This window comes from Streptomyces sp. NRRL S-646 (assembly GCF_000720765.1).
Lineage (GTDB): Bacteria > Actinomycetota > Actinomycetes > Streptomycetales > Streptomycetaceae > Streptomyces.
Genome location: NZ_JODC01000010.1, coordinates 18,528 through 38,715, shown reverse-complemented (window position 1 = coordinate 38,715; position 20,188 = coordinate 18,528). Strand labels below are relative to the sequence as shown.

General features: G+C 69.4%; 18 protein-coding genes. 6 read left to right on the top strand and 12 right to left on the bottom strand.

The features are described from left to right. The first annotated feature begins 55 nt into the window (after window positions 1-55). From IH68_RS0126065 to IH68_RS0126050, 4 genes are all read left to right on the top strand, one after another. The gene (locus tag IH68_RS0126065) at window positions 56-1,309 is read left to right on the top strand and encodes a citrate synthase (RefSeq protein ID WP_030939552.1); all 1,254 of its coding nucleotides are present in this window, start codon (window positions 56-58) and stop codon (window positions 1,307-1,309) included. Between the two features lie 76 nt (window positions 1,310-1,385). After that, complete coding sequence (locus tag IH68_RS0126060) at window positions 1,386-2,327, top strand: sucrase ferredoxin (protein WP_030939550.1); 942 nt, start codon at window positions 1,386-1,388, stop codon at window positions 2,325-2,327. 100 nt (window positions 2,328-2,427) lie between these two features. Continuing rightward, window positions 2,428-4,098: an ATP-binding protein gene (locus IH68_RS0126055; RefSeq protein ID WP_030939548.1), complete on the top strand. Its 1,671-nt coding sequence runs from the start codon at window positions 2,428-2,430 to the stop codon at window positions 4,096-4,098. Beyond that, on the top strand, window positions 4,095-4,775 hold the full coding sequence (locus IH68_RS0126050; RefSeq protein WP_030939546.1) for a response regulator: 681 nt from the start codon (window positions 4,095-4,097) through the stop codon (window positions 4,773-4,775). Before IH68_RS0126055 ends, IH68_RS0126050 begins: the two co-directional genes overlap by 4 nt. A gap of 54 nt (window positions 4,776-4,829) precedes the next feature. On the opposite strand, the gene IH68_RS0126045 is transcribed toward IH68_RS0126050, so the two are convergent. From IH68_RS0126045 to IH68_RS0126035, 3 genes are all read right to left on the bottom strand, one after another. Then, entirely contained in the window at window positions 4,830-5,882 is a 1,053-nt protein-coding gene (locus tag IH68_RS0126045) for an ABC transporter substrate-binding protein (RefSeq protein WP_030939544.1), read from the bottom strand. A 67-nt stretch (window positions 5,883-5,949) separates the two neighbouring features. After that, window positions 5,950-6,822, bottom strand: a complete 873-nt coding sequence (locus IH68_RS0126040; protein WP_030939542.1) for an ABC transporter permease — start codon at window positions 6,820-6,822, stop codon at window positions 5,950-5,952. After that, complete coding sequence (locus tag IH68_RS0126035; protein ID WP_030939540.1) at window positions 6,812-7,627, bottom strand: ABC transporter ATP-binding protein; 816 nt, start codon at window positions 7,625-7,627, stop codon at window positions 6,812-6,814. Before IH68_RS0126035 ends, IH68_RS0126040 begins: the two co-directional genes overlap by 11 nt. Window positions 7,628-7,788: 161 nt before the next feature. Here IH68_RS0126035 and IH68_RS0126030 point away from each other — a divergent pair, with 161 nt between their 5' ends. After that, the gene (locus IH68_RS0126030) at window positions 7,789-8,481 is read left to right on the top strand and encodes a response regulator (protein ID WP_030939537.1); all 693 of its coding nucleotides are present in this window, start codon (window positions 7,789-7,791) and stop codon (window positions 8,479-8,481) included. Between the two features lie 90 nt (window positions 8,482-8,571). Here IH68_RS0126030 and IH68_RS0126025 read toward each other — a convergent pair whose 3' ends face one another. The 6 genes from IH68_RS0126025 to IH68_RS0126000 form a co-directional block, all read right to left on the bottom strand. Further along, window positions 8,572-10,164 (bottom strand): cation acetate symporter, encoded by a 1,593-nt coding sequence (locus IH68_RS0126025; RefSeq protein ID WP_030939535.1) that lies wholly within the window; start codon window positions 10,162-10,164, stop codon window positions 8,572-8,574. Then, the gene (locus IH68_RS0126020; RefSeq protein ID WP_030939533.1) at window positions 10,161-10,730 is read right to left on the bottom strand and encodes a DUF485 domain-containing protein; all 570 of its coding nucleotides are present in this window, start codon (window positions 10,728-10,730) and stop codon (window positions 10,161-10,163) included. The genes IH68_RS0126025 and IH68_RS0126020 overlap by 4 nt, the downstream gene beginning before the upstream one ends. A 69-nt stretch (window positions 10,731-10,799) precedes the next feature. Then, complete coding sequence (locus IH68_RS0126015; protein WP_030939531.1) at window positions 10,800-11,483, bottom strand: response regulator transcription factor; 684 nt, start codon at window positions 11,481-11,483, stop codon at window positions 10,800-10,802. Beyond that, on the bottom strand, window positions 11,480-12,631 hold the full coding sequence (locus IH68_RS0126010) for a sensor histidine kinase (RefSeq protein ID WP_030939529.1): 1,152 nt from the start codon (window positions 12,629-12,631) through the stop codon (window positions 11,480-11,482). The genes IH68_RS0126015 and IH68_RS0126010 overlap by 4 nt, the downstream gene beginning before the upstream one ends. Then, window positions 12,628-13,152 (bottom strand): DUF1453 family protein, encoded by a 525-nt coding sequence (locus IH68_RS0126005; RefSeq protein WP_030939526.1) that lies wholly within the window; start codon window positions 13,150-13,152, stop codon window positions 12,628-12,630. The genes IH68_RS0126010 and IH68_RS0126005 overlap by 4 nt, the downstream gene beginning before the upstream one ends. 210 nt (window positions 13,153-13,362) lie before the next feature. Beyond that, window positions 13,363-15,486 carry a DNA gyrase/topoisomerase IV subunit B gene (locus IH68_RS0126000; RefSeq protein WP_030939524.1) on the bottom strand — a complete coding sequence of 708 codons (2,124 nt, stop codon included), beginning with the start codon at window positions 15,484-15,486 and terminating at the stop codon, window positions 13,363-13,365. 442 nt (window positions 15,487-15,928) lie between these two features. On the opposite strand from IH68_RS0126000, the gene IH68_RS0125995 reads away from it, so the two are divergent. After that, window positions 15,929-16,159: a DUF7455 domain-containing protein gene (locus tag IH68_RS0125995; protein WP_030939522.1), complete on the top strand. Its 231-nt coding sequence runs from the start codon at window positions 15,929-15,931 to the stop codon at window positions 16,157-16,159. A 112-nt stretch (window positions 16,160-16,271) separates the two neighbouring features. Here IH68_RS0125995 and IH68_RS0125990 read toward each other — a convergent pair whose 3' ends face one another. The 3 genes from IH68_RS0125990 to IH68_RS0125980 all read right to left on the bottom strand — a co-directional run bounded on the left by IH68_RS0125990 (window position 16,272) and on the right by IH68_RS0125980 (window position 20,101). Then, window positions 16,272-17,120, bottom strand: a complete 849-nt coding sequence (locus tag IH68_RS0125990; RefSeq protein ID WP_030939519.1) for a S1 family peptidase — start codon at window positions 17,118-17,120, stop codon at window positions 16,272-16,274. Window positions 17,121-17,257: 137 nt separating this feature from the next. Then, a complete protein-coding gene (locus tag IH68_RS0125985; protein WP_037885288.1) occupies window positions 17,258-18,787 on the bottom strand; it encodes an RNA polymerase sigma factor in 1,530 nt (509 codons plus the stop codon). 426 nt (window positions 18,788-19,213) lie between these two features. After that, the gene (locus tag IH68_RS0125980; protein WP_030939515.1) at window positions 19,214-20,101 is read right to left on the bottom strand and encodes a FadR/GntR family transcriptional regulator; all 888 of its coding nucleotides are present in this window, start codon (window positions 20,099-20,101) and stop codon (window positions 19,214-19,216) included. Window positions 20,102-20,188: the final 87 nt, after the last annotated feature.

The following is a 20,188-nucleotide window of genomic DNA, read 5'->3' as shown; positions in this document are numbered from 1 at the left end:
ATTGACTGAATCAATGCTTTGAATCCATGCGTCGTGATGCGGATACGGTGACCCCATGCGCGATCAAGACCCTCCCGCCGGTCACGCCGAACGCCGGCTGACCACCAAGGAAGCCGCCGAACTGCTCGGCGTGAAGCCCGAGACCGTGTACGCGTACGTGAGCCGCGGCCAGCTCAGCAGCCGACGCGTGCCCGGCGGCCGGGGCAGCACCTTCGACGTCAAGGAGGTGGAGGCACTCGCCCGGCGCAACAGGCGGGAGAGCAGCGGGAGTTCACCGTCGGGCGGCGAACTCTCCGTGCGGACCCGCATCACGCTCATCGAGACGGACCGGTACTTCTTCCGCGGCGTCGACGCCACAGAACTGGCCACGCGCCACTCCTACGAAGAGGTCGCCGAGTGGCTGTGGACCGGCCGGCTGCAGCCCGGCACCGCGTTCACCGCACCCGAGTCCTCCGTCGCCGTGGCCCGCCGCGCCGTCGACGCGCTGCCCGAACACACCAGCCCGACCGACCGGTTGCGGGTTGCGGCGATCGCCGCTTCGGTGGCGGACCCGCTGCGCTTCGACCTCTCCGAGGACGCCGTGCTGGGCACAGCGCGAACCCTCATCCCCACCCTGGTCGCGGCCCTGCCGCCGGCCCGGCGCGGTCACCGGGACGAGGGTCCGCTGGCGCACCGTCTGTGGACGCGGCTGAGCGGAGTCGACCCCGACGAGGCCTCGCTGCGCGCGCTGGACACCGCACTCGCCCTCCTCGTCGACCACGACCTCGCCGCCTCGACGCTTGCCGTGCGCGTCGCCGCCTCGGCCCGCGCCCACGCCTACGCGGCCGTCTCCGCCGGGCTCGGCGTGCTGGAAGGCCCCCTGCACGGAGCTGCCAGCGGCCTCGCCCACCGGCTGCTGCTCGACGTGCTCGACGAGGGCAACGCGGCGCCGGTCATCGCGGAAGAGCTGCGGGCGGGCCGCCGCATTCCGGGACTCGGCCACCGGCTCTACCCCGGCGAGGACCCACGGGCGCGGGTCCTGTTCGACCTTCTGGCGGAGATCCCCCGAGCCGCTCCGGCCCTCGCCGCGGCCCGCGACATCGTGGCCACCACCGCGCGCCACACCTCGCTTCATGCCAACGTCGACCTGGCCCTGGCCGTGCTCACGGCGTCCTCGGGCATGCCTTCCACTGCCGGCGAGACGATCTTCGCCGTGGCACGTACGGCGGGCTGGATCGCCCACGCACTCGAGGAGTACGGGGAACGCCCGCTGCGCATGCGGCCCAGTGGACACTACGTCGGCCCGAAGCCGCCCCAACCGCTGCCGTAGCAGGATCGGCCCCGGCCGCGAGGACACCGACGCGGCCGGAAGTCGCTGTGCGCCGAGTCAGGTTAGGCTCACCTCTGTGAGTACGTGCTCAACCGTCTCCCGGGTTCTCGACGAGCCCCTTTCGGGAACCGCGGCCACCGCGAGGACCTGGCTGCTGCTCGAGCAGCCGGGCCCCTGGGGCGCCAAGGCGCTCACTTCGAGCCACCTCGATCCGGCACTCGGCCGCGCCCTGGAGGCGGCCGCGAAGGGCACAGGCGTACGCATCGCACTGATCCGCCGCCCGGGACGCCACGCCGACTGCGGCACTCCCACCACGCGGCACGTGTACGCGGCCCACACCGCACCCGGCAACGCATGGCTGCACTCCGCCACGGTCCGCGATCCGCGGGCTCTGCTCGACCTCGACTTCGGCGCGCTCGGCAGGGGCGAGCACCACACCTTCGACTCGGCGCTCGGTGCCCGACCGGACGCCGGTGGTCCGCTCGCGCTCGTCTGCACCAACGGCAAGCGCGACCGCTGCTGTGCGCTGCTCGGCCGCCCGCTCGCGGCCGAGCTCGCCGCCTCCGAGGTGCAGGGGGTCTGGGAGGTCACTCATCTGGGTGGCCATCGCTTCTCGCCCACACTGCTCGTCCTTCCGTACGGCTACGCGTACGGCCGCGCCGAGGCCCGCGCCGTCATGGAGGTCCTGCACGGTGTCCAGGAAGGACGGATCGTCGTGGAAGGCTGCCGCGGGAGCTCCGCCTGGGAGCGGCCCGGTCAGGCGGCCGAGCTGGCCGTGCGCACCGCCGCGCGCGAGTACGCCGCGGATGCCCTGAGCGTCGTACGAACGGACGGAGCTGCGCCGCGCTGGCAGGTGACCGTCGTCCACGCGGACGGACGCCGGTGGCGCGTCGAGGTGGCCCAGGCCGCCTCCCTGCCGCCCCGCGCGGAGAGCTGCGGAACGTCGGTTCTCGGTTCACCTGCGCATATGAAGGTCTTGGCGGTGCACGAGCTGCGCACGACCGCGCTCGCGAGTTGACCCGCTGATCAATGCTTCGTCCCGCTCGGTTCAGCATTGATCAAGAGATGCATGCCACACCCCTACGGCAGTTCCGGCACGTCCACGTACCGTCGTGGGTATGAGCCCCACTCCCCCCGCACGCCGTCTGCGCCTCGGTCTGCCGAAGCGGGTGTTCTCGCAGGTGCTGCTGATGCAGGTGGCGATCGCCGCGGGAGTCGCGGTGCTCGCGACCGGGTTGTTCCTGGCACCGTTGAGCAAGCAGCTCGACCAGGAGGCGATGCGCCGGGCGCTGGCCATCGCCGAGACCACGGCGCAGAACCCGCAGATCGCCGAGGGGGTCCTGCACACCCCACCGACCAGCAACGGCCCGGTGCAGAAAGAGGCCGAGCGGATCCGGCGGGCCACACACGCCGAGTACATCGTGGTGCTGGACCGGCACTGGGTGCGCTGGTCACACCCCACTGAGTCGGAGATAGGCGACATTGTCTCCACGAACCCCGAGGACGCCCTGGCCGGCAAGGAGGTCATGGAGATCGACAGGGGCACCCTGGGCCGCTCGGCCCGCGGCAAGGTGCCGCTGCGGGACTCCACCGGCAAGATCATCGGGGCGGTCTCTGTCGGGATCAAGTACGACAGCGTGCGGGCCGACCTCATCGGCGCGATCCCTGGGCTGCTCGCCTACGCCGGCGGCGCACTGGCGGTCGGTGCGCTGGCCGCCTGGCTGATCTCGCGGCGGGTCCAGCGGCAGACCCGCGACCTTGCCTTCTCCGACATCTCGGCGCTGCTCGCGGAGCGCGAGGCGATGCTGCACGGCATCCGGGAGGGCGTCGTCGCCCTGGACCGGGCCGGCCGGATACGCCTCCTCAACGACGAGGCACACCGGCTGCTGAGCATCGAGGCAGACGCCGTCGGCCGGCCCCCGGACGAGGCACTCGGGGAAGGGCGTACTGCCGACATCCTGGCCGGCCGGGTGACGGGCACCGACCTGCTCACCGTGCGCGGTCAGCGCGTCCTGGTCGCCAACCGCATGCCGACCGACGACGGCGGCGCCGTGGCCACCCTGCGCGACCGCACCGAACTGGAGCAGCTCGGCCGGGAACTCGACTCGACGCGCGGCCTGATCGACGCCCTGCGCGCCCAGGACCACGAGCACGCCAACCGTATGCACACGCTCCTGGGGCTGCTCGAACTGGAGATGTACGACGACGCCGTCGAGTTCGTCGGCGAGGTGGTCGGCGACCACCGGGTCACGGCGGAACAGGTCACCGAGAAGATCCAGGACCCGCTGATCGCCGCTCTGCTGGTCGGCAAGGCGACGGTCGCAGCCGAGCGCGGTGCCGCCCTGTGGGTGTCGGACCGGACGCGGCTTCCGGACCGGTTGATCGACCCCAGGGGGCTGGTCACGATCGTCGGGAACCTGGTGGACAACGCGCTCGACGCGGTCGCGGGCACCCTCCACGCGCGTGTGGAGGTCGAGTTGCGAGCCGAAGGGCGTACCGCCGTCCTCAGGGTGCGCGACACCGGTCCCGGAATCCCGGCAGAACAACACGAGTTGATCTTCACTGACGGGTGGTCCACGAAGGAGCCGCCCGCACACCGCAAGCGCGGCATCGGCCTGTCCATGGTGCGCAGGCTCGCGGAGCGGCAGGGCGGCAGCGCGACGGTCGGTGAAGCGGACGGTGGCGGGGCGGAGTTCACCGTCGTCCTGCCGGAAGCACTGACCGAGCCGGCACCGGCGCCCGCCCTGACCGCCACCGCGGACACGACCGTGAAGGAGGAGTCGCGATGATCGAGGTCCTGGTCGTGGACGACGACATGAGGGTCGCGCGCGTCAACGCCGCCTACGTCGAGAAGGTGCCGGGCTTCCACGTCGCCGGCGAGGCGCACAGCGCCGCCGAGGCCCTCCGTCAGCTGGAGACGCTGCCCCGTCTGGACCTGGTCCTCATGGATCACTACCTGCCTGACGAGACGGGTCTTGCGGTCGTCCAGGAGATGCGGCGGCGCGGCCACCAGACCGACGTGATCATGGTGACGGCGGCCCGTGACGTGTCGACCGTGCAGGCCGCGATGCGGCACGGCGCGCTGCAGTACCTGGTCAAGCCGTTCGCCTTCGCGGGCCTGCGCGCCAAGCTCGAGGCGTATGCGGAGCTGCGCCGCACGCTCGACGGCGGCGGTGAGGCGGAGCAGGCGGAGGTGGACCGCATCTTCGGCGCCCTGTCGGCCTCTTCGGAGCCGGGGCTGCCCAAGGGCCACTCCCCCACCACCGCGGAGCTCGTACGTCAGTCCCTGATGAGCGCCGAAGGCCCGCTGTCGGCCCAGGAGATCGCCGACCGGACCGGCGTGAGCCGCCAGACCGCCCAGCGCTACCTGAAGCTCCTGGAGCGCACGGGACGGGCCCGGCTCACCCTGAAATACGGCGACGCGGGCCGCCCTGAACACCGTTACGTGTGGGCGACCCGCGCCTGAGGGCCCGGCCGGTGGGGCGGGGGAAGGGGCCGTGCCCCTTCCCTGCATACGGATTCAGCCCGCGGCCTTCTCCACGAACTCGGTGGTGAACGTCTTGCTCAGATCGATCTTGGCGTTCTTGATGTTGGGGTTGAACGCCTTGAGGACCTTCTCGACGGTCTCGGGGCCGGCCTTGGGCATGACGCCGTCCTTGGTGAACATCGGCAGGGTGCTCTCGATGGCTGCCGCGTAAAGGATCTTGTTGCCCTGCGAGTAGTCGGCGGGCATCTTGTCGGCGATCTGCGTCGAGCTGTGGGTGGACATCCACTTGAGCGTCTTGACGAATGCATTGGCCAACTTCTGGACGGTGTCCTTGTGACTGTTGACCCAGTCCGTCTGCATGTACAGGCTTGACGACGGGTACGGGCCGCCGAGCGCCTCCTGAGAGCCCTCAGGGGTGCGCATGTCGAGCAGAACCTTGCCCGCCTTCTTGTCCAGGACGGTGGCGACGGTCGGGTCTGTCGTCATGCCGCCGTCGATGGCACCCTTCTGGAGCGCCGCGATGAAGGTCGGTCCCGCTCCGACCGCGACCGGCGTGAAGTCGCTGACGTTCACCCCGTTCTTGACGGCAAGGTACTTGGTGAGGAAGTCGGTCGACGAGCCCAGACTGGTGATGCCGAGCTTCTTGCCCTTGAAGTCCTTGGGTGACTTGATGTCGCCCGCCGCCTTGCTGGAGACGATCTCCACCTCGCCGGGCGCGTGCGAGAACTGCACCACGGACTCCACGGCCTTGTCCTTGGTCTGCAGGTCGAGGGTGTGGTCGTAGAAGCCGACAGCCCCTTGGACCTGCCCGGAGACGAGCGCGGTCTCGGCCTGGACACCGGCGGGCTCGCTCAGCAGCTCCACGTCGAGGCCCTCGGCGTCGAAGTAGCCGAGCCGCTGGGAGAGCATGGCGGGCAGGTAGATGACCTTGTCGAGGCCGCCGACCATGATCTTGACCTTCGTCCCCTTGCCGTCGCCCTTGCTGGTGGAGGTGGTGCTGGCCGCGTCGTTGGCACAGGCGGTGAGGGAGGAGAGGGCGAGCAGGCCGGCGGCGGCCAGGGTGGTGTATCTGGCGGACTTGCGCATGAGGGTTCACGTCCTTGTGAGAGTGGCGGTGCAGTGAGGGAAAACGGACCCAAGAGGGCGGCCGGTGCTAGGAGTTCGTCGGCTTCCAGCGGAAGACGCGGTGCTCGACGAAGGTGAGCAGTCCTTCGGCCGCCAGCGCGACGACGGCGAGGATGACCATGGCGGCGTACACACCGGCCGGGTTGAAGGTGTTCTGGGACTGCGAGACGAGCAGGCCGATGCCCTTGGTGGCACCGATGTATTCGCCGACGATGGCGCCGATGAGCGCGAAACCGAAGCTGACGTGGAGGCTGGTGAAGATCCACGAAGTGGCCGACGGGATGACGACCTGAAGGGTCACCCGACGGTCGCTGGCGCCCAGGATGCGGGCGTTGGCGACCAGGTTTCGGTCCACCTCGCGGGCGCCCTGGAAGGCGTTGAAGAAGACCGGGAAGAAGACGAGGACGACCGCAGAGGCAACTTTGGAGGCCGGTCCGAGGCCGAACCAGATCAGGAAGATCGGAGCGAGGATGATCCTCGGCATCGAGTTGAGCACCTTGATGTATGGACCAAGGACATCGGCGAGGAAGGTGATCCGTCCCAGGGCGATGCCGAGGACCACACCGGCTGCCACGCCGAGCACCCATCCGAGCAGTGCCTCGTAGAGCGTGTACCAGATCTGCTCCCCCAGCGACCCCTGCGCCGTTCCGTGCATCACCCAGGTCCAGATCTGGTCCCAGATCTTCGAGGGCATCGAGAAGTTGAACGGATCGATGACCTTCGCGCGGGAGAGCGCCTCCCACAGGCCGAGGACGGCGACCAGGAGCAGTACGCGGGTGACCGTGACGACGATCTTGCGTCTACGGGCGGCACGCGCGCGTGAGTGCGTACGGCTCATCTTGCCGCCGGGCTCGCTCACGGTCGGTGCGACCTGTGCTTCGGGCATGACGTCAGGCGACATTGGCGGCACCCCTCTCACGGGTGATCCGGACCTCTTCGCCGAGGGACTCCCAGATCTCGCGGTAGATCTCGATGAACCGCGGCTCCAGACGCACCGACTCGACCTTGCGCGGCCGCGGCAGGTCGATGTCGAAGACCTGCTTCACAGTGGCCGGGCCGGCCGTCATGACGACGACCTTGTCGGCCAGCGCGATGGACTCCTCCAGGTCGTGTGTGACGAAAACCACGGAGGCACCCGTGCCGGACCACAGCTCAAGCAGCTCGTCCGACATCAGCGCCCTGGTCTGCACGTCGAGCGCCGAGAAGGGCTCGTCCATCAGCAGGATCTCGGGGTCGTTGACGAAGGTCGCGGCGAGCGCGACGCGCTTGCGCTGGCCGCCGGAAAGCTGGTGCGGGTAGCGGTCCTCGAAGGCGGCGAGCCCGACCCGGGCCAGCCACTCGCGCGCCTTCTCCTTCGCCTCCGACTTGGACACACCCCGAAAACGCGGGCCGGCCATGACGTTCGACAGCACGGTGCGCCAGGGGAAGGTGGCGTCCTGCTGGAAGACGAAACCGACCTTGTCGCCGACGCCGCGAACCGGCTCCCCGGCGACCAGGACCTCGCCCTCGGTGGGCTCCTCCAACCCGCTGACCAGGGTCAACGTGGTCGACTTTCCGCAGCCCGTGGGGCCGACGACCGCCACGAACTCGCCGCGCCCGACCGTGAGGTCCAGCTCCCTCACGGCGGTGTGCAGACCCCCCGACGGGGTCCTGAAGATCTTGCTCGCGCCCCGTAGCTGGATGGCGGGGCTGGTGTCTGCGCTCATGGCCGGGGACGGTAGATGTGGCCCGGGCCACAGCAGCAGCCTTGTGAGCGCATGCCGTTCTTTTGCTTGCAACAGCCTGTTGTGCTCGTTTTGCGCGCGCTACAACAGCGGAGCCGAAACACAGGCGAAACGCTCGCCAGGCCTTGACAGAAAGAGGCCCGATGATTGACGTCCTGGTCGTGGACGACGACTTCCGCGTTGCCGAGATCAACGCCAAGTACGTGGGAAAGGTTCCCGGCTTCCGGGTCGCCGCCCGCGCGCACAGCGCTGCCCAGGCGCTGGCCAGCGTGCAGCGCGGGGCCATCGACCTGGTCCTGCTCGACCACTACCTGCCCGACCAGACGGGTCTCGAACTCGTCCACCGTATGCGGGAACAGGGCCTCGGCACGGACGTCATCATGATCACCGCGGCGAGCGACGTGGCGACCGTGCAGGCCGCGATGCGCCTCGGCGCGCTGCACTATCTGGTCAAGCCGTTCACCTTCGCCGCCCTGCGCACCCGACTCGACTCGTACGCCGCGCTGCGCCGCACCGTCGACCGGGTCGGCGGCCGCGGCATCGCGGGCCAGGAGCAGGTGGACCGGATCTTCGGTGCCCTGCGCACGACGCCGGCGCCCTCGTCACCAGGCCTGCCCAGCGGCCACTCGGAACCGACGACCGATCTGATCTGCCGGGTACTCCACCACGCCGAACACCCGCTCTCGGCCCACGAGGTGGCCGCGGAGACCGGCCTCAGCCGCTCCACCGCCCAGCGTTACCTCCGCCACCTCGAACAGGCCGGCCGCCTCCGCCTCTCCCTCAAGTACGGCGACACGGGACGCCCTGAACACCTGTACGCATGGGTGGCGCCGTAGCCCGAAGTCTGCGCTGTGTCCCGTACGGCTGTGCGACAGGTGCACGACGACGATGAGGCCTGCGCCCTACGACGGTGAGGGCGGCGCTTCCTACGCGGCCCCCGCCCCCGTCAGCGCCCGCACCTCGGTCTCCGCGTGCTTGGCCTCGTCGGGGACTTCGTCGGAGGTGACCGTCCCGAGCCAGCCCGCGAGGAAGCCCATCGGGATCGACACGAGGCCGGGATTCTGGAGCGGGAAGTACTGGAAGTCGACGGCCGGGAACAGCGATTCGGGACTGCCCGACACCACCGGTGACAGCACGACGAGGGCGAGTGCGGGGACCAGCCCGCCGTATACGGCCCACACGGCACCGCGGGTGGTGAAGCCGCGCCAGAACAGCGAGTAGAGCAGCACGGGGAGGTTCGCGGACGCGGCAACTGCGAAGGCGAGGCCCACCAGAAAGGCGACATTGAGGTCACGGGCCAGCAGGCCGAGGGCGATCGCGACCACGCCGATACCGACCGAGGCGACGCGCGCCACAGCCACTTCGCTGCGCGGCTCGGCACGGCTGCGCCGCAGTGACGCATACAGGTCGTGGGCCACGGACGCCGAGGAGGCGAGCGTGATTCCGGCGACCACCGCGAGGATGGTGGCGAAGGCGACGGCGGCGACGACCGCGAAGAGAACCGTTCCTGCGGTGGAGTTCGCACCGCCGCCCAGGGCGAGCGCCAGGAGCGGGACGGCCGTGTTCCCGGCCGCGTTCGACCCGCGTACGGCATCCGGCCCCACGATCGCGGCCGCCCCGAAGCCGAGGATGATCGTCATCAGGTAGAAGCCGCCGATCAGCCCGATCGACCAGAGTGCCGAGCACCGCGCCGCCCGGGCGGTGGGCACGGTGTAGAAGCGGGACAGGATGTGCGGCAGCCCTGCCGTGCCCAGTACGAGGGCGAGCCCCAGGCTGATGAAATCGAAGCGGGCGGTCCAGTCCCCGCCGTACTTCAGCCCCGGGGCCAGGAACGCATCGCCGTGACCACTGCGCGCGGCCGCCGTCAGCAGCAGCTGGTCGAAGTCGCCGTGGAACCGCAGCAGGACGAGCACAGTCAACGCGACCGTACCCGCAAGCAGCAGCACCGCCTTGACGATCTGGATCCAGGTGGTGGCCCGCATCCCTCCCAGCGACACATAGATCACCATGAGAGCGCCGACACCGATGACCGTCCAGGCCCGCGCCGCCGCGCTCGTACCCCCGAGGAGCAGCGCGACCAGACTGCCCGCCCCCACCATCTGCGCCACCAGATACAGAACGGACACGGTGACCGAGGAAGTTCCCGCCGCGATCCGCACGGGCCGTTCGTTCATGCGCGCCGCGACCACGTCGGCGAGCGTGAACCGCCCGCAGTTGCGTACCAGTTCGGCGACCAGGAAGAGCACCAGCAGCCAGGCGACGAGGAAGCCGACCACGTACAGCAGCCCGTCGTATCCGAACAGCGCGATGAGCCCCGTGACGCCCAGGAAGGAAGCGGCCGACATGTAGTCGCCCGCGATGGCAAATCCATTCTCCATGGGCGAGAAGAGACGTCCGCCCGCGTAGAACTCCTCCGCCGAGCCCTGCCGGTTACGGCTCACCCACGTCGTGATCGCCAGCGTGATGGCGACGAATACGCTGAACAGGAACAGCGCAAGCGTCTGATGGCCGCCCGTCACAGCGCACCACCCTGAACTCCGCGCGTCAATTCCTGTGTGTTCCACCGCAGTTCGAGCGCGGCCCGGTCCCGGCGCAGCCGTGCATGCCGGGCGTAGGCCCAGGCGAACAGAAAGGTGCTGAGGAACTGCCCGAGCCCGGCGAGCATCGCCACGTTCATGGCGCCGGCCACGGGATGCGCCATCAGCCCGGGCTCGGTGGTGGCGGTCACGAGGTACGCCAAGTACCAGACGAAAAAGGCAGCGACTCCCGGCACGACAAACCTGAGGTATCTGCTGCGCACCTCCTGGAACGCCGCGCTGCGCTGCACCTCGAGATACACGTCGGCCGCAGCGGCCGCCTCGTCCTCGCTCGCCCGGCACCCAGGCCCGGCCCCGGGCACGGGCACGGGCACGGGACCACCGACGCCGTCAGACTCGCCCCACCCGGAGGCAAGTGCGTCGTACCACGGGTCGTCGTACCTCGCACCTCCCGAAGCCTTCGCAGAGGACGAGTCGTGATCGCGGTGCTCGGCCGAACCATCGGCGCCACCCCCGCTTCCGCGGGGACGACCGTTGCTTGACTGCATGCCCAAGGATGGACAGAACGGAAAGATCCCCGACTCTTCTTCTCCGCGCTCTTCACCCCATCAGGTGACTCATCCCGCCGGTGGCCGCGCGAGTCCCTTTGCATACGCGTAACGCACCGCCTGGGCACGGTCCTTGAGACCCGTCTTGGCGAAGAGGTTGTTGATGTGGGTCTTCACGGTCGCGGTGGAGACATGCAGCTTGCGGGCGATCTCCTGGTTGCTGAGGCCGTCGGCGATCAGCAGCAGCACCTCGGTCTCGCGCGCGGTGAGCCCGTCCGGCGCCTCGGTCACGGCCGGCGGCTGCGGCTCCGGGCCGGACAGCCGCTCCAGCAGCCGCCGTTGGATGCTCGGCGACAGACCGGCGTCCCCGGACAGCACGCTGTGCACGGCCCGTACGATCTCGTCCCCACCTGCGTCCTTGGTGAGATAACCCCGTGCCCCAGCCCGCAACGCCGGGAACAAGGACTCGTCATCCGCGTACGTCGTGAGCACCACGACCTGCGTCCCGGGGTACTCCGCGCGAATGCGCCGGGTCGCCTCCACACCGTCGCAGCGCGGCATGCGCAGGTCCATCAGCACCACGTCCGGGGCGAGTTCCGCGACGAGTTGCACCGCCTCGTCCCCGTCCCCCGCGGCACCGACGACCTCGATCCCGGGCAGCAGGCCCAGCAGCATCACGATGCCCTCACGCACCACGGTCTGGTCGTCCGCGACCACCACGCGCGCAGGCCGCTGCTCCGCCCCTTCCGTCATACGGGCACCTTCAGCGTCACCGCGAACCCCTCCTCGTCCGGTCCGGCCTCCAGCGAACCGCCCAACAGCTCGGCACGCTCGCGCATGCCCAGCAGACCGTACCCGGCGCCCGCCCCTGCGAGTTCGCCCGGCGCACCGCCGGAGTCCCTTACATCCAGCGTCACTTGATGGTCGCCGTAGTCCAGCCGCATCCGCACCTCGGCCCCCGGCGCGTGCTTGCGCACGTTCGTCAGGGCTTCCTGCGCGACCCTGCGCACGGCCTGCGACGCCTCTGCGGGCAGCTGTCTGCGCTCACCCGTAATGGTGACCTCGGCACCGGCCGACGTACCGACGAGCTGCGAGAGGAAGTCCTCCAGCGGAGTCAGCTCTCCGCGCAGCGCCGAGAGCGCCTGCCTCGTCTCGTCGAGACCGTCACGGGCCATCCCCCTTGCCGCCACCACCCGCTCCAGGATCTGCTCCCGGCCGGCGCCTCGCTCGATCAGCAGCCGGGCCGCCTCGAGGTGCACGAGTTGGGCCGAGAGGCTGTGCGCCAGCACGTCATGGATCTCCCGTGCGATGCGGGCCCGCTCCGCGAGCGCCGCCGACTCCGCCTCCGCGGCCCGGGCGGCACGCTCCTGGGCGAGCAGACGCTGGGCGCTGCCCCGGGCTTCGGCGTCGAGGCGCAGGACGTAACCTGCCAGGGCCAGGCCTGCCGTCGTGGCCGCGGTGGTCAGCCACACGTCGTTGTTGACCGCGGCGTAGGACGCGAGTGCCACGGACGCCGTCGGCAGGGCGACGGCCAGCGGCAGCCGTTCCAGCGCGGTGATGGCGCAGCCGCACCAGAGAACGAGGGCCGGTGCCCGGAAGCCCCCGGCCTGGGCCCCGACGGCCAGTCCCAGGAGCAGCAGCAGGATGCCGAGCGAGGGCCAGAGCCTGTGCTGGAACGTGGTCCGGTACAGGGCCCAGGCGAGCAATCCGGCCACCACCACACCGAGGGCACCCACGACCGTCACCCAGCCGTGGACTCGACTGCTGGTGAAGGCACCCCACAGCAGGATGACGAGGGCGAACAATCTCACCACCCAGGCGAGTATGCGCCGAGGTCGCGAGGTGCCTGCCCGCCCGAGCGCCTCCCGCGAGGGCCAGCGCATCCAGGCGTTCTGCGTCACACGCGCTCCTTCCGCGCCGGGCGGACCATGGGGTCACCGTACGCCGTGCCCCCACCGCCCGCGGGAGCCACGGACTGCGCCCGCCAGACCAGAGTTCCGGAGCGGACCAGGAGGGTGGCCGCGAGGGCTACGAGAAGGGCGGAGCTGTCCTGGTGGACGCCGAGGGTCGCACCGAGCGCGAAGAGGCCGACACGCAGGGCGATGCCGAAGACCCAGACAGTCACGCTCGCCTTGGTGCTCTTGCTCCACACGGTGCCGTCCGGCTCCACCCATATGCGGGTCGTCCAGGCCCATCCGGCGCCGGTGGCAAGGCCGATGAGCAGCTCGGCGCCCAGCAGGACGACCGACTCCGTGCGGTGGTGGGCGTCGACGATGCCGGGCTCACGCAGGGCGACGAAGGCGAGGATCACGGGCAGCAGCCACCAGCGCCTGCCCGCACCGATCTGCTGCGCGCGGAACTGCCGCACGACTACGAGAACGACGACAGCCGCGATCGCCAGCGCATTGACGAGCCCGGACATCAGAGCCTCCGTGAGCGAAGAAGGGAGTCGGCAGCGAATGCTGTCGACTCCCTCGACGCTACGGAAATTCGCAGGTCAGCAGATCGGAGCAGGGGTGGATCGTGGGTGGACCCGCAGACCGCTGCAGGCTCCACCCACGGGTGGAGGCGACGCACAACCACCCTGGCCGCCCCGGCCGGGCCCCACCCCGGCCCAGGCCGAGTACAGCGGCTACGCGTCGATGCGCGACCGGTCCAGCGTCGCCGCCGAGCTGGAGATGAACTCCTTGCGCGGTGCCACGTCGTTGCCCATCAGCAGATCGAAGACCGTCTCTGCGGAGTCCAGGTCGGAGAGGTTGATCCGGCGCAGGGTTCGGTGCCGCGGGTCCATCGTCGTCTCGGCCAGCTGGTCGGCGTCCATCTCGCCGAGGCCCTTGTACCGCTGGATGGAGTCCTTGTACCGGATGCCCTTGCTCTGGAACTCCAGCAGCTTGTCGCGCAGTTCACGGTCCGAGTACGTGTAGACGTACTTGTCCTGGCCCTTCTTCGGCTGGACGATCTCGATACGGTGCAGCGGCGGCACCGCGGCGAACACCCGGCCCGCCTCGACCATGGGCCGCATGTACCGGTGGAACAGCGTCAGCAGCAGGGTCCGGATGTGCGAGCCGTCCACATCGGCGTCGGTCATCATGATGATCTTGCCGTAGCGCGCCGCGTCGATGTCGAACGTGCGGCCCGAGCCGGCTCCTATGACCTGGATGATCGCGCCGCACTCGGCGTTCTTGAGCATGTCGGTCACGGACGACTTCTGGACATTGAGGATCTTGCCGCGGATCGGCAGCAGCGCCTGGAACTCGGAGTTCCGCGCGAGCTTGGCGGTGCCCAGCGCGGAGTCCCCCTCGACGATGAACAGCTCGCTGCGGTCCACGTCGTCGCTGCGGCAGTCGGCGAGCTTCGCGGGCAGCGACGAGGACTCCAGAGCCGTCTTCCGGCGCTGGGCATCCTTGTGCTGGCGGGCCGCGATGCGCGTCCGGGCGGCGGCGACCGCCTTCTCCATGACCACACGCGCCTGCGCGGCGGCGTCCCGCTTCGTGGAGGTCAGGAACGCCTTGAGTTCCTTGGAGATCACGGTGTTCACGATGCGACGGGCCGCCGAGGTGCCGAGGACCTCCTTGGTCTGGCCCTCGAACTGGGGCTCGGCGAGGCGGACGGTGACGACCGCGGTGAGGCCCTCGAGGGCGTCGTCCTTGACGATGTCGTCCTCGGCGACGCGCAGCAGCTTCTTCGCGCGCAGCACCTCGTTCATCGTCTTGGTGACCGCCTGCTCGAAGCCGGCGACGTGGGTGCCTCCCTTGGGGGTGGCGATGATGTTGACGAACGACTTCAGGGTCGTGTCGTAGCCGGTGCCCCAGCGCATCGCGACGTCGACGCCGAGTTCGCGGGTGACCTCGGTTGGCGTCATCTGGCCGTGGTCGTCCAGGACCGGGACCGTCTCCTTGAAGGTGCCCGTGCCGGAGAAGCGGAGGACGTCGTTGACCGGCTTGTCGCTCGCCAGGTACTCGCAGAACTCGCTGATGCCGCCGTCGAAGCGGAAGGACTCCTCTCCCTTGCTGCCGCCCTCGCCGAGCCCGAACTCGTCACGGACGACGATGGTCAGCCCGGGCACCAGGAACGCCGTCTGACGGGCACGCTGGTGCAGGTTCTCCAGGGAGAGCTTGGCGTCCTTCAGGAAGATCTGGCGGTCGGCCCAATAACGCACGCGCGTGCCGCTGCGGGTCTTGGGGATCCGCTTGGCCTTGCGCAGCCCGCTGGTGGCCTCGAACTTGGCCTCGGGGCCGTTCGCGGCGAAGGCACCCGGCACTCCGCGGCGGAAGCTGATCGCGTGGGTGTGGCCGCCGCGGTCCACCTCGACGTCCAGGCGGGCCGACAGGGCGTTCACCACGGAGGCACCCACACCGTGCAGACCACCGGAGGCGGCGTAGGAGCCGCCGCCGAACTTGCCGCCGGCGTGCAGCTTGGTCATGACGACCTCGACGCCGGAGAGACCGGTCTTGGGCTCGACGTCGACCGGGATGCCCCGGCCGTTGTCCCGGACCTCCACCGAGCCGTCGTCGTGGAGGATCACCTCGATGTGGTCGCAGTAGTTCCCGAGAGCTTCGTCGACGGAGTTGTCGATGATCTCCCACAGGCAGTGCATCAGACCACGGCTGTCGGTCGACCCGATGTACATGCCCGGGCGCTTGCGCACGGCCTCGAGCCCCTCAAGGACGAGCAGGTGCCGCGCGGTGTAGTTGGAACCGTCCCGGTCTGCTCCTGCCAGCAGCGCTGTGGACGGCACGGACGTCTCGGCGGTCACGCGGTTCGCTCCTCGCTGAATTTCAGGTGGGGCCCTGGTGGGTAAGGACCCGGCTTCGGTCGCCGTCAAGAGGGTACCGAGGCCTGGTAGAGCCGTTGTAACGCCACCCTCGTCTGGAGTTAAGACTAGTCGAGAGTCGCATGCGTGTTCGATCCCTCGATGGAGTGAAGTACATATCACGTTCCCTTCCAGGCATGAACCATTTAGGCTCCGGGCACGTCCTCATGAACAACCGGCAAGCCAGCCGGGAGGACCAGACATTGACAGACCGCGCGAACCCGTACGACACACAGACACGCAATACGGCACATTCGCCGCCAACCGGCAGCAGACAGCCGGCCTCGAAAGATTTTTTCGAGGAAAAGCCCGGGGCGGGAACGTTTTAGGGCTGGTTGGATGTTGACCCTGGTACGACAGCTCGTCGAGCTAGAGAAGAGGCGACGTGACTACTGTTCTGACCCCCGCGAGCCCACTGACGGCCGCCGATCGCTGCGACCGCTGTGGCGCGCAGGCCTACGTGCGCGTTGTCCTGCTCAGCGGCGGAGAACTGCTCTTCTGCGCCCACCACGGCCGCAAGTTCGAGCCGGAACTCAAGAAGATCGCCGCTGAGATACAGGACGAGACGGAGCGGCTGACGTCCATTCCGGCATCCGCCTCCGAAGAAGAGCGCTGATACCTCGCACCTACGACGAGCCAGCTCCGGCACAGGCCGGTACGGGCGGCGCGGCCCCTGCTTCAGGGACCGCGCCGCCCGCGCTCGTACCGCAGAAGCCGTCCAGGCACCGTCAGTGGGCCCTGCCGGGCCCGCTCCGCCGGTCCATCCCCCGTAGGGCTTCGGACACGCGCGTATAGACGCCAGGGCTGCCCGCACGACCGCAGCCACTCCCCCAGGACACGAGCCCGATGAGCTTCCCCTGGGCGACCAGAGGCCCGCCGCTGTCCCCCTGGCAGGCGTCGTGGCCTCCTCCCGCCTCCCCGGCGCACAACATGCTCTTGGCTTGGTACGTGCCGTCGGCGCTGCCCGGATACGCCTCCTCGCACCGGGCGTCGGGCAGCACGTGCACGCGTGTCGCCCGCAGACTGTGTGCGTAGTCACCACCACCGGTGAGATCCCCCCACCCGGAGACGGTCGCGCTCGTGCCCGGCTTGTACGCAGGATCGCCGGCGGCCGCCATCTCGATGACCGACCGGCGCGGCAGCGGTTTGGCGAGGGTGAGCACGGCGAAGTCCTCGGCGTTGCTGTCGCTGTCGAAGGTCGGACTCACCTGGATGTCACGCACCGGGATCTCCCGGCCGCGGTCCGAGAGCAGGTCCGTGCGGTTCGCGATGACCTTGAGGTCGTGGACGCGCTCCGGCGGCGCCCCCAGGACGTCCTCGCCCATGCAGTGGGCGGCAGTGAGCACGGTCGTACGGCTGATGGCCACACCTCCACAGAACTGCCCCGCACGCGTACCCCCGAACCGGTCACGGCTGGAGAGCGCCACCGTCCACGGACTCTCGGACACGTCGATCGGGAAACTCCCTATGACAACGCTGTCGGCGGCCACGGGAGCAGTGGAAAGCAACGGTATTGCGGTCGCCGCGGCCACAAGGGCCAGCGGCCGGGCCAGCGCCCGGACAAAGGGACGGCGCATACAGGCTCCTCACTCTGGGATGGTCGTGGGAGACCCAGAGTGATCCAGCCCGTCACACCCCGCACCTGCGCGAGAGCACGAGAAGGCCCGGTTCCCCACGCGGGAGAACCGGGCCTTCGGTGTCGTACGACGGCGACCTAGTCGAGGTAGTCGCGCAGCACCTGGGAACGCGACGGGTGGCGCAGCTTCGACATGGTCTTCGACTCGATCTGGCGGATGCGCTCGCGCGTGACGCCGTACACCTTGCCGATCTCGTCGAGGGTCTTCGGCTGACCGTCGGTGAGACCGAAGCGCATCGAGACGACGCCCGCCTCGCGCTCGGACAGGGTGTCGAGCACCGAGTGCAGCTGCTCCTGCAGGAGCGTGAAGCTGACCGCGTCGGCCGGGACGACGGCCTCGGAGTCCTCGATGAGGTCACCGAACTCGCTGTCGCCGTCCTCGCCCAGCGGGGTATGCAGCGAGATGGGCTCGCGGCCGTACTTCTGGACCTCGATGACCTTCTCCGGGGTCATGTCGAGTTCCTTGGCCAGCTCCTCCGGGGTGGGCTCGCGGCCCAGGTCCTGGAGCATCTGGCGCTGCACGCGCGCCAGCTTGTTGATGACCTCGACCATGTGCACCGGGATACGGATGGTGCGGGCCTGGTCGGCCATGGCGCGGGTGATCGCCTGACGGATCCACCAGGTGGCGTACGTGGAGAACTTGTAGCCCTTGGTGTAGTCGAACTTCTCGACCGCGCGGATCAGACCGAGGTTGCCCTCCTGGATGAGGTCCAGGAAGAGCATGCCGCGGCCGGTGTAGCGCTTGGCCAGGGAGACCACCAGACGGAGGTTGGCCTCCAGGAGGTGGTTCTTGGCGCGGCGGCCGTCCTCGGCGATGATCTCCAGCTCGCGCTTGAGCTTGGGGGCGAGCTTGTCGGCGTTGGCCAGCTTGTCCTCGGCGAACAGGCCCGCCTCGATGCGCTTGGCGAGTTCGACCTCCTGCTCGGCGTTGAGCAGGGGGACCTTGCCGATCTGCTTGAGGTAGTCCTTGACCGGGTCGGCGGTGGCGCCGGCCGCGGCGACCTGCTGGGCCGGCGCGTCGTCCTCGTCCTCGTCGGAGAGGACGAAGCCCGCGCTCTCGGCGCCCTCGGGCTCGTCGGCACCCTTGGGGGTGTCCTCGAGCACCTCCTCCTCGATGACCTCGGCGTCGTCCTTCTTGGCACTGGTCTTCTTGGCCGCCGTCTTCTTGGCGACGGTCTTCTTCGCGGGCGCCGCCTTCTTGGCGACCGCCTTCTTCGCAGCGAGCTGCTTGGCGTCGTCCTCGACGGGCGTGTCGGCGGCGGGCGCCTCGGAGGTGGCGGTGGCGGTGGCCTTCTTGGCGGTCACCGTCTTCGCCGCGACCGTCTTGGTGGCGGTGCGCTTGGCCGGACTCTTCGCTGCGACGCTCTTTCGGGTGCGCTTGGGCTCCGCGGCACTGACCATCAGCGTCACACCCTCTTCCTCGAGGATCTGGTTGAGGCTGCGCAGTACGTTCTTCCACTGAGTGGCCGGAATCTGGTCAGCTTCGAAGGCCCGACGCACATCGTCGCCGGCGATCTGCCCCTCAGCCTTTCCCCGCTCAATCAGAGCCATGACAGAGACGGACTCGGCGATCTCCGGCGGGAGCGTACGGGATGTGCTGGCCGACACGAACAACCTCTCGGAACGTTGGAAAACGGCTTCCGGCCCCGTCCAGGACGGACAGGAGCCGACCGCCGGCTTGGGGATTGGGCCGACGGCGCGGGCGGGACCGGGAAGATGCACAGCGCCGCAAACGGCGTCCGTATTCCCTCCTCGGCTGTCACCTCTTAGGTCATCGCGCTGTTTCCCCAAGTGTTACGCCCAATCTGCGTGGCCCGAATCACACCCTGTAAGCACCCAAAAGCGATCAGACAGGGACAGACGGGGCCGCTCGCGGGTGAGATCGGGGCTTTCCCAAGGTGCTCGCGGCCCGTGGCGCCGTCGGACCCCGCAGGATCCCGGAGATCCTGCGGGGTCCGACGGAGGCGGTTCGGCGGCCGAGCCATGCCCCAGGAGGGGGAGGCATCTCCCGGCCGCGCCGCCCGCGGGGTGCGGTCAGTGTTCGCGTGGCGCGGGCACCACACGCTCCACCTCGGGGTGGACGGTCAGCAGCTGGCGCATGGCGGTCTCGGCCGCCGTGCCGTCCCCTGCGCCGAGGGCGTCGACGATCCTGCCGTGGTGCGCCAGCGACGTCTCGTTCGGCCGGTCGCAGCCGGTCACCGGGCCGCCGGAGACCTGGAGGGCGGCCGAGACGATCCCGGAGAGGTGCTCCAGCATCCGATTGCCCGCAACCTGGATCAGCAGGGAGTGGAACTCGGCATCGGCGCGGGAGAAGGTGATGGCGTCACCCTGCCCCATGGCGTGGCCCATGATCTCCACCATGTCGGCGAGCCGCTGCTGGACGTCCTCCCGCCCGTGCCCGGCGGCGAGGCGGGCGGCGAGCGGTTCGATCGTCCAGCGCAGTTCGCTCAGCTCGCGGCGCTGGTCGTCGCGCTGCGGGCCGAAGGCGCGCCATTCGATGATGTCCGGATCGAGGAGGTTCCAGTCGCTGACCGGGCGCACACGCGTACCCACGTTCGGGCGAGCGCTGACCAGGCCCTTGGCCTCCAGGACCCGGAGCGACTCACGGACGACGGTGCGGGAGACCTCGAAACGCTGGCCGATTTCCTCGGGCACCAGCGGACGGTCGGCGCCCAGATCGCCGGAGACGATCATCTGGCCCAGCTGCTGGACGAGTTGGCCGTGCAGCCCGCGTCCGCGGCTGCCGGCGGCGCGCCGGCCGACGCGGCCCAGCTCCGGGTCCGCGCTCTCCCAGGCGGGGGCTCCGACGCGGTCGACCACATGGGCCTCGGCGTAGGGGTAGCGATCGAGATCGCCCGGGCCGGCCAGACCGGAGTCGGCGGAGCGGGCGGCGGTCATCATGGTGTGCGCAAGGGTACTCACGGATCCTTTGTCGGCGTCGTCTCCAACTCCCTTGAGGTCTTTGGTGAAAAGCACACGAAAGGGTGATCGCTCACCCCGTCGCAATTG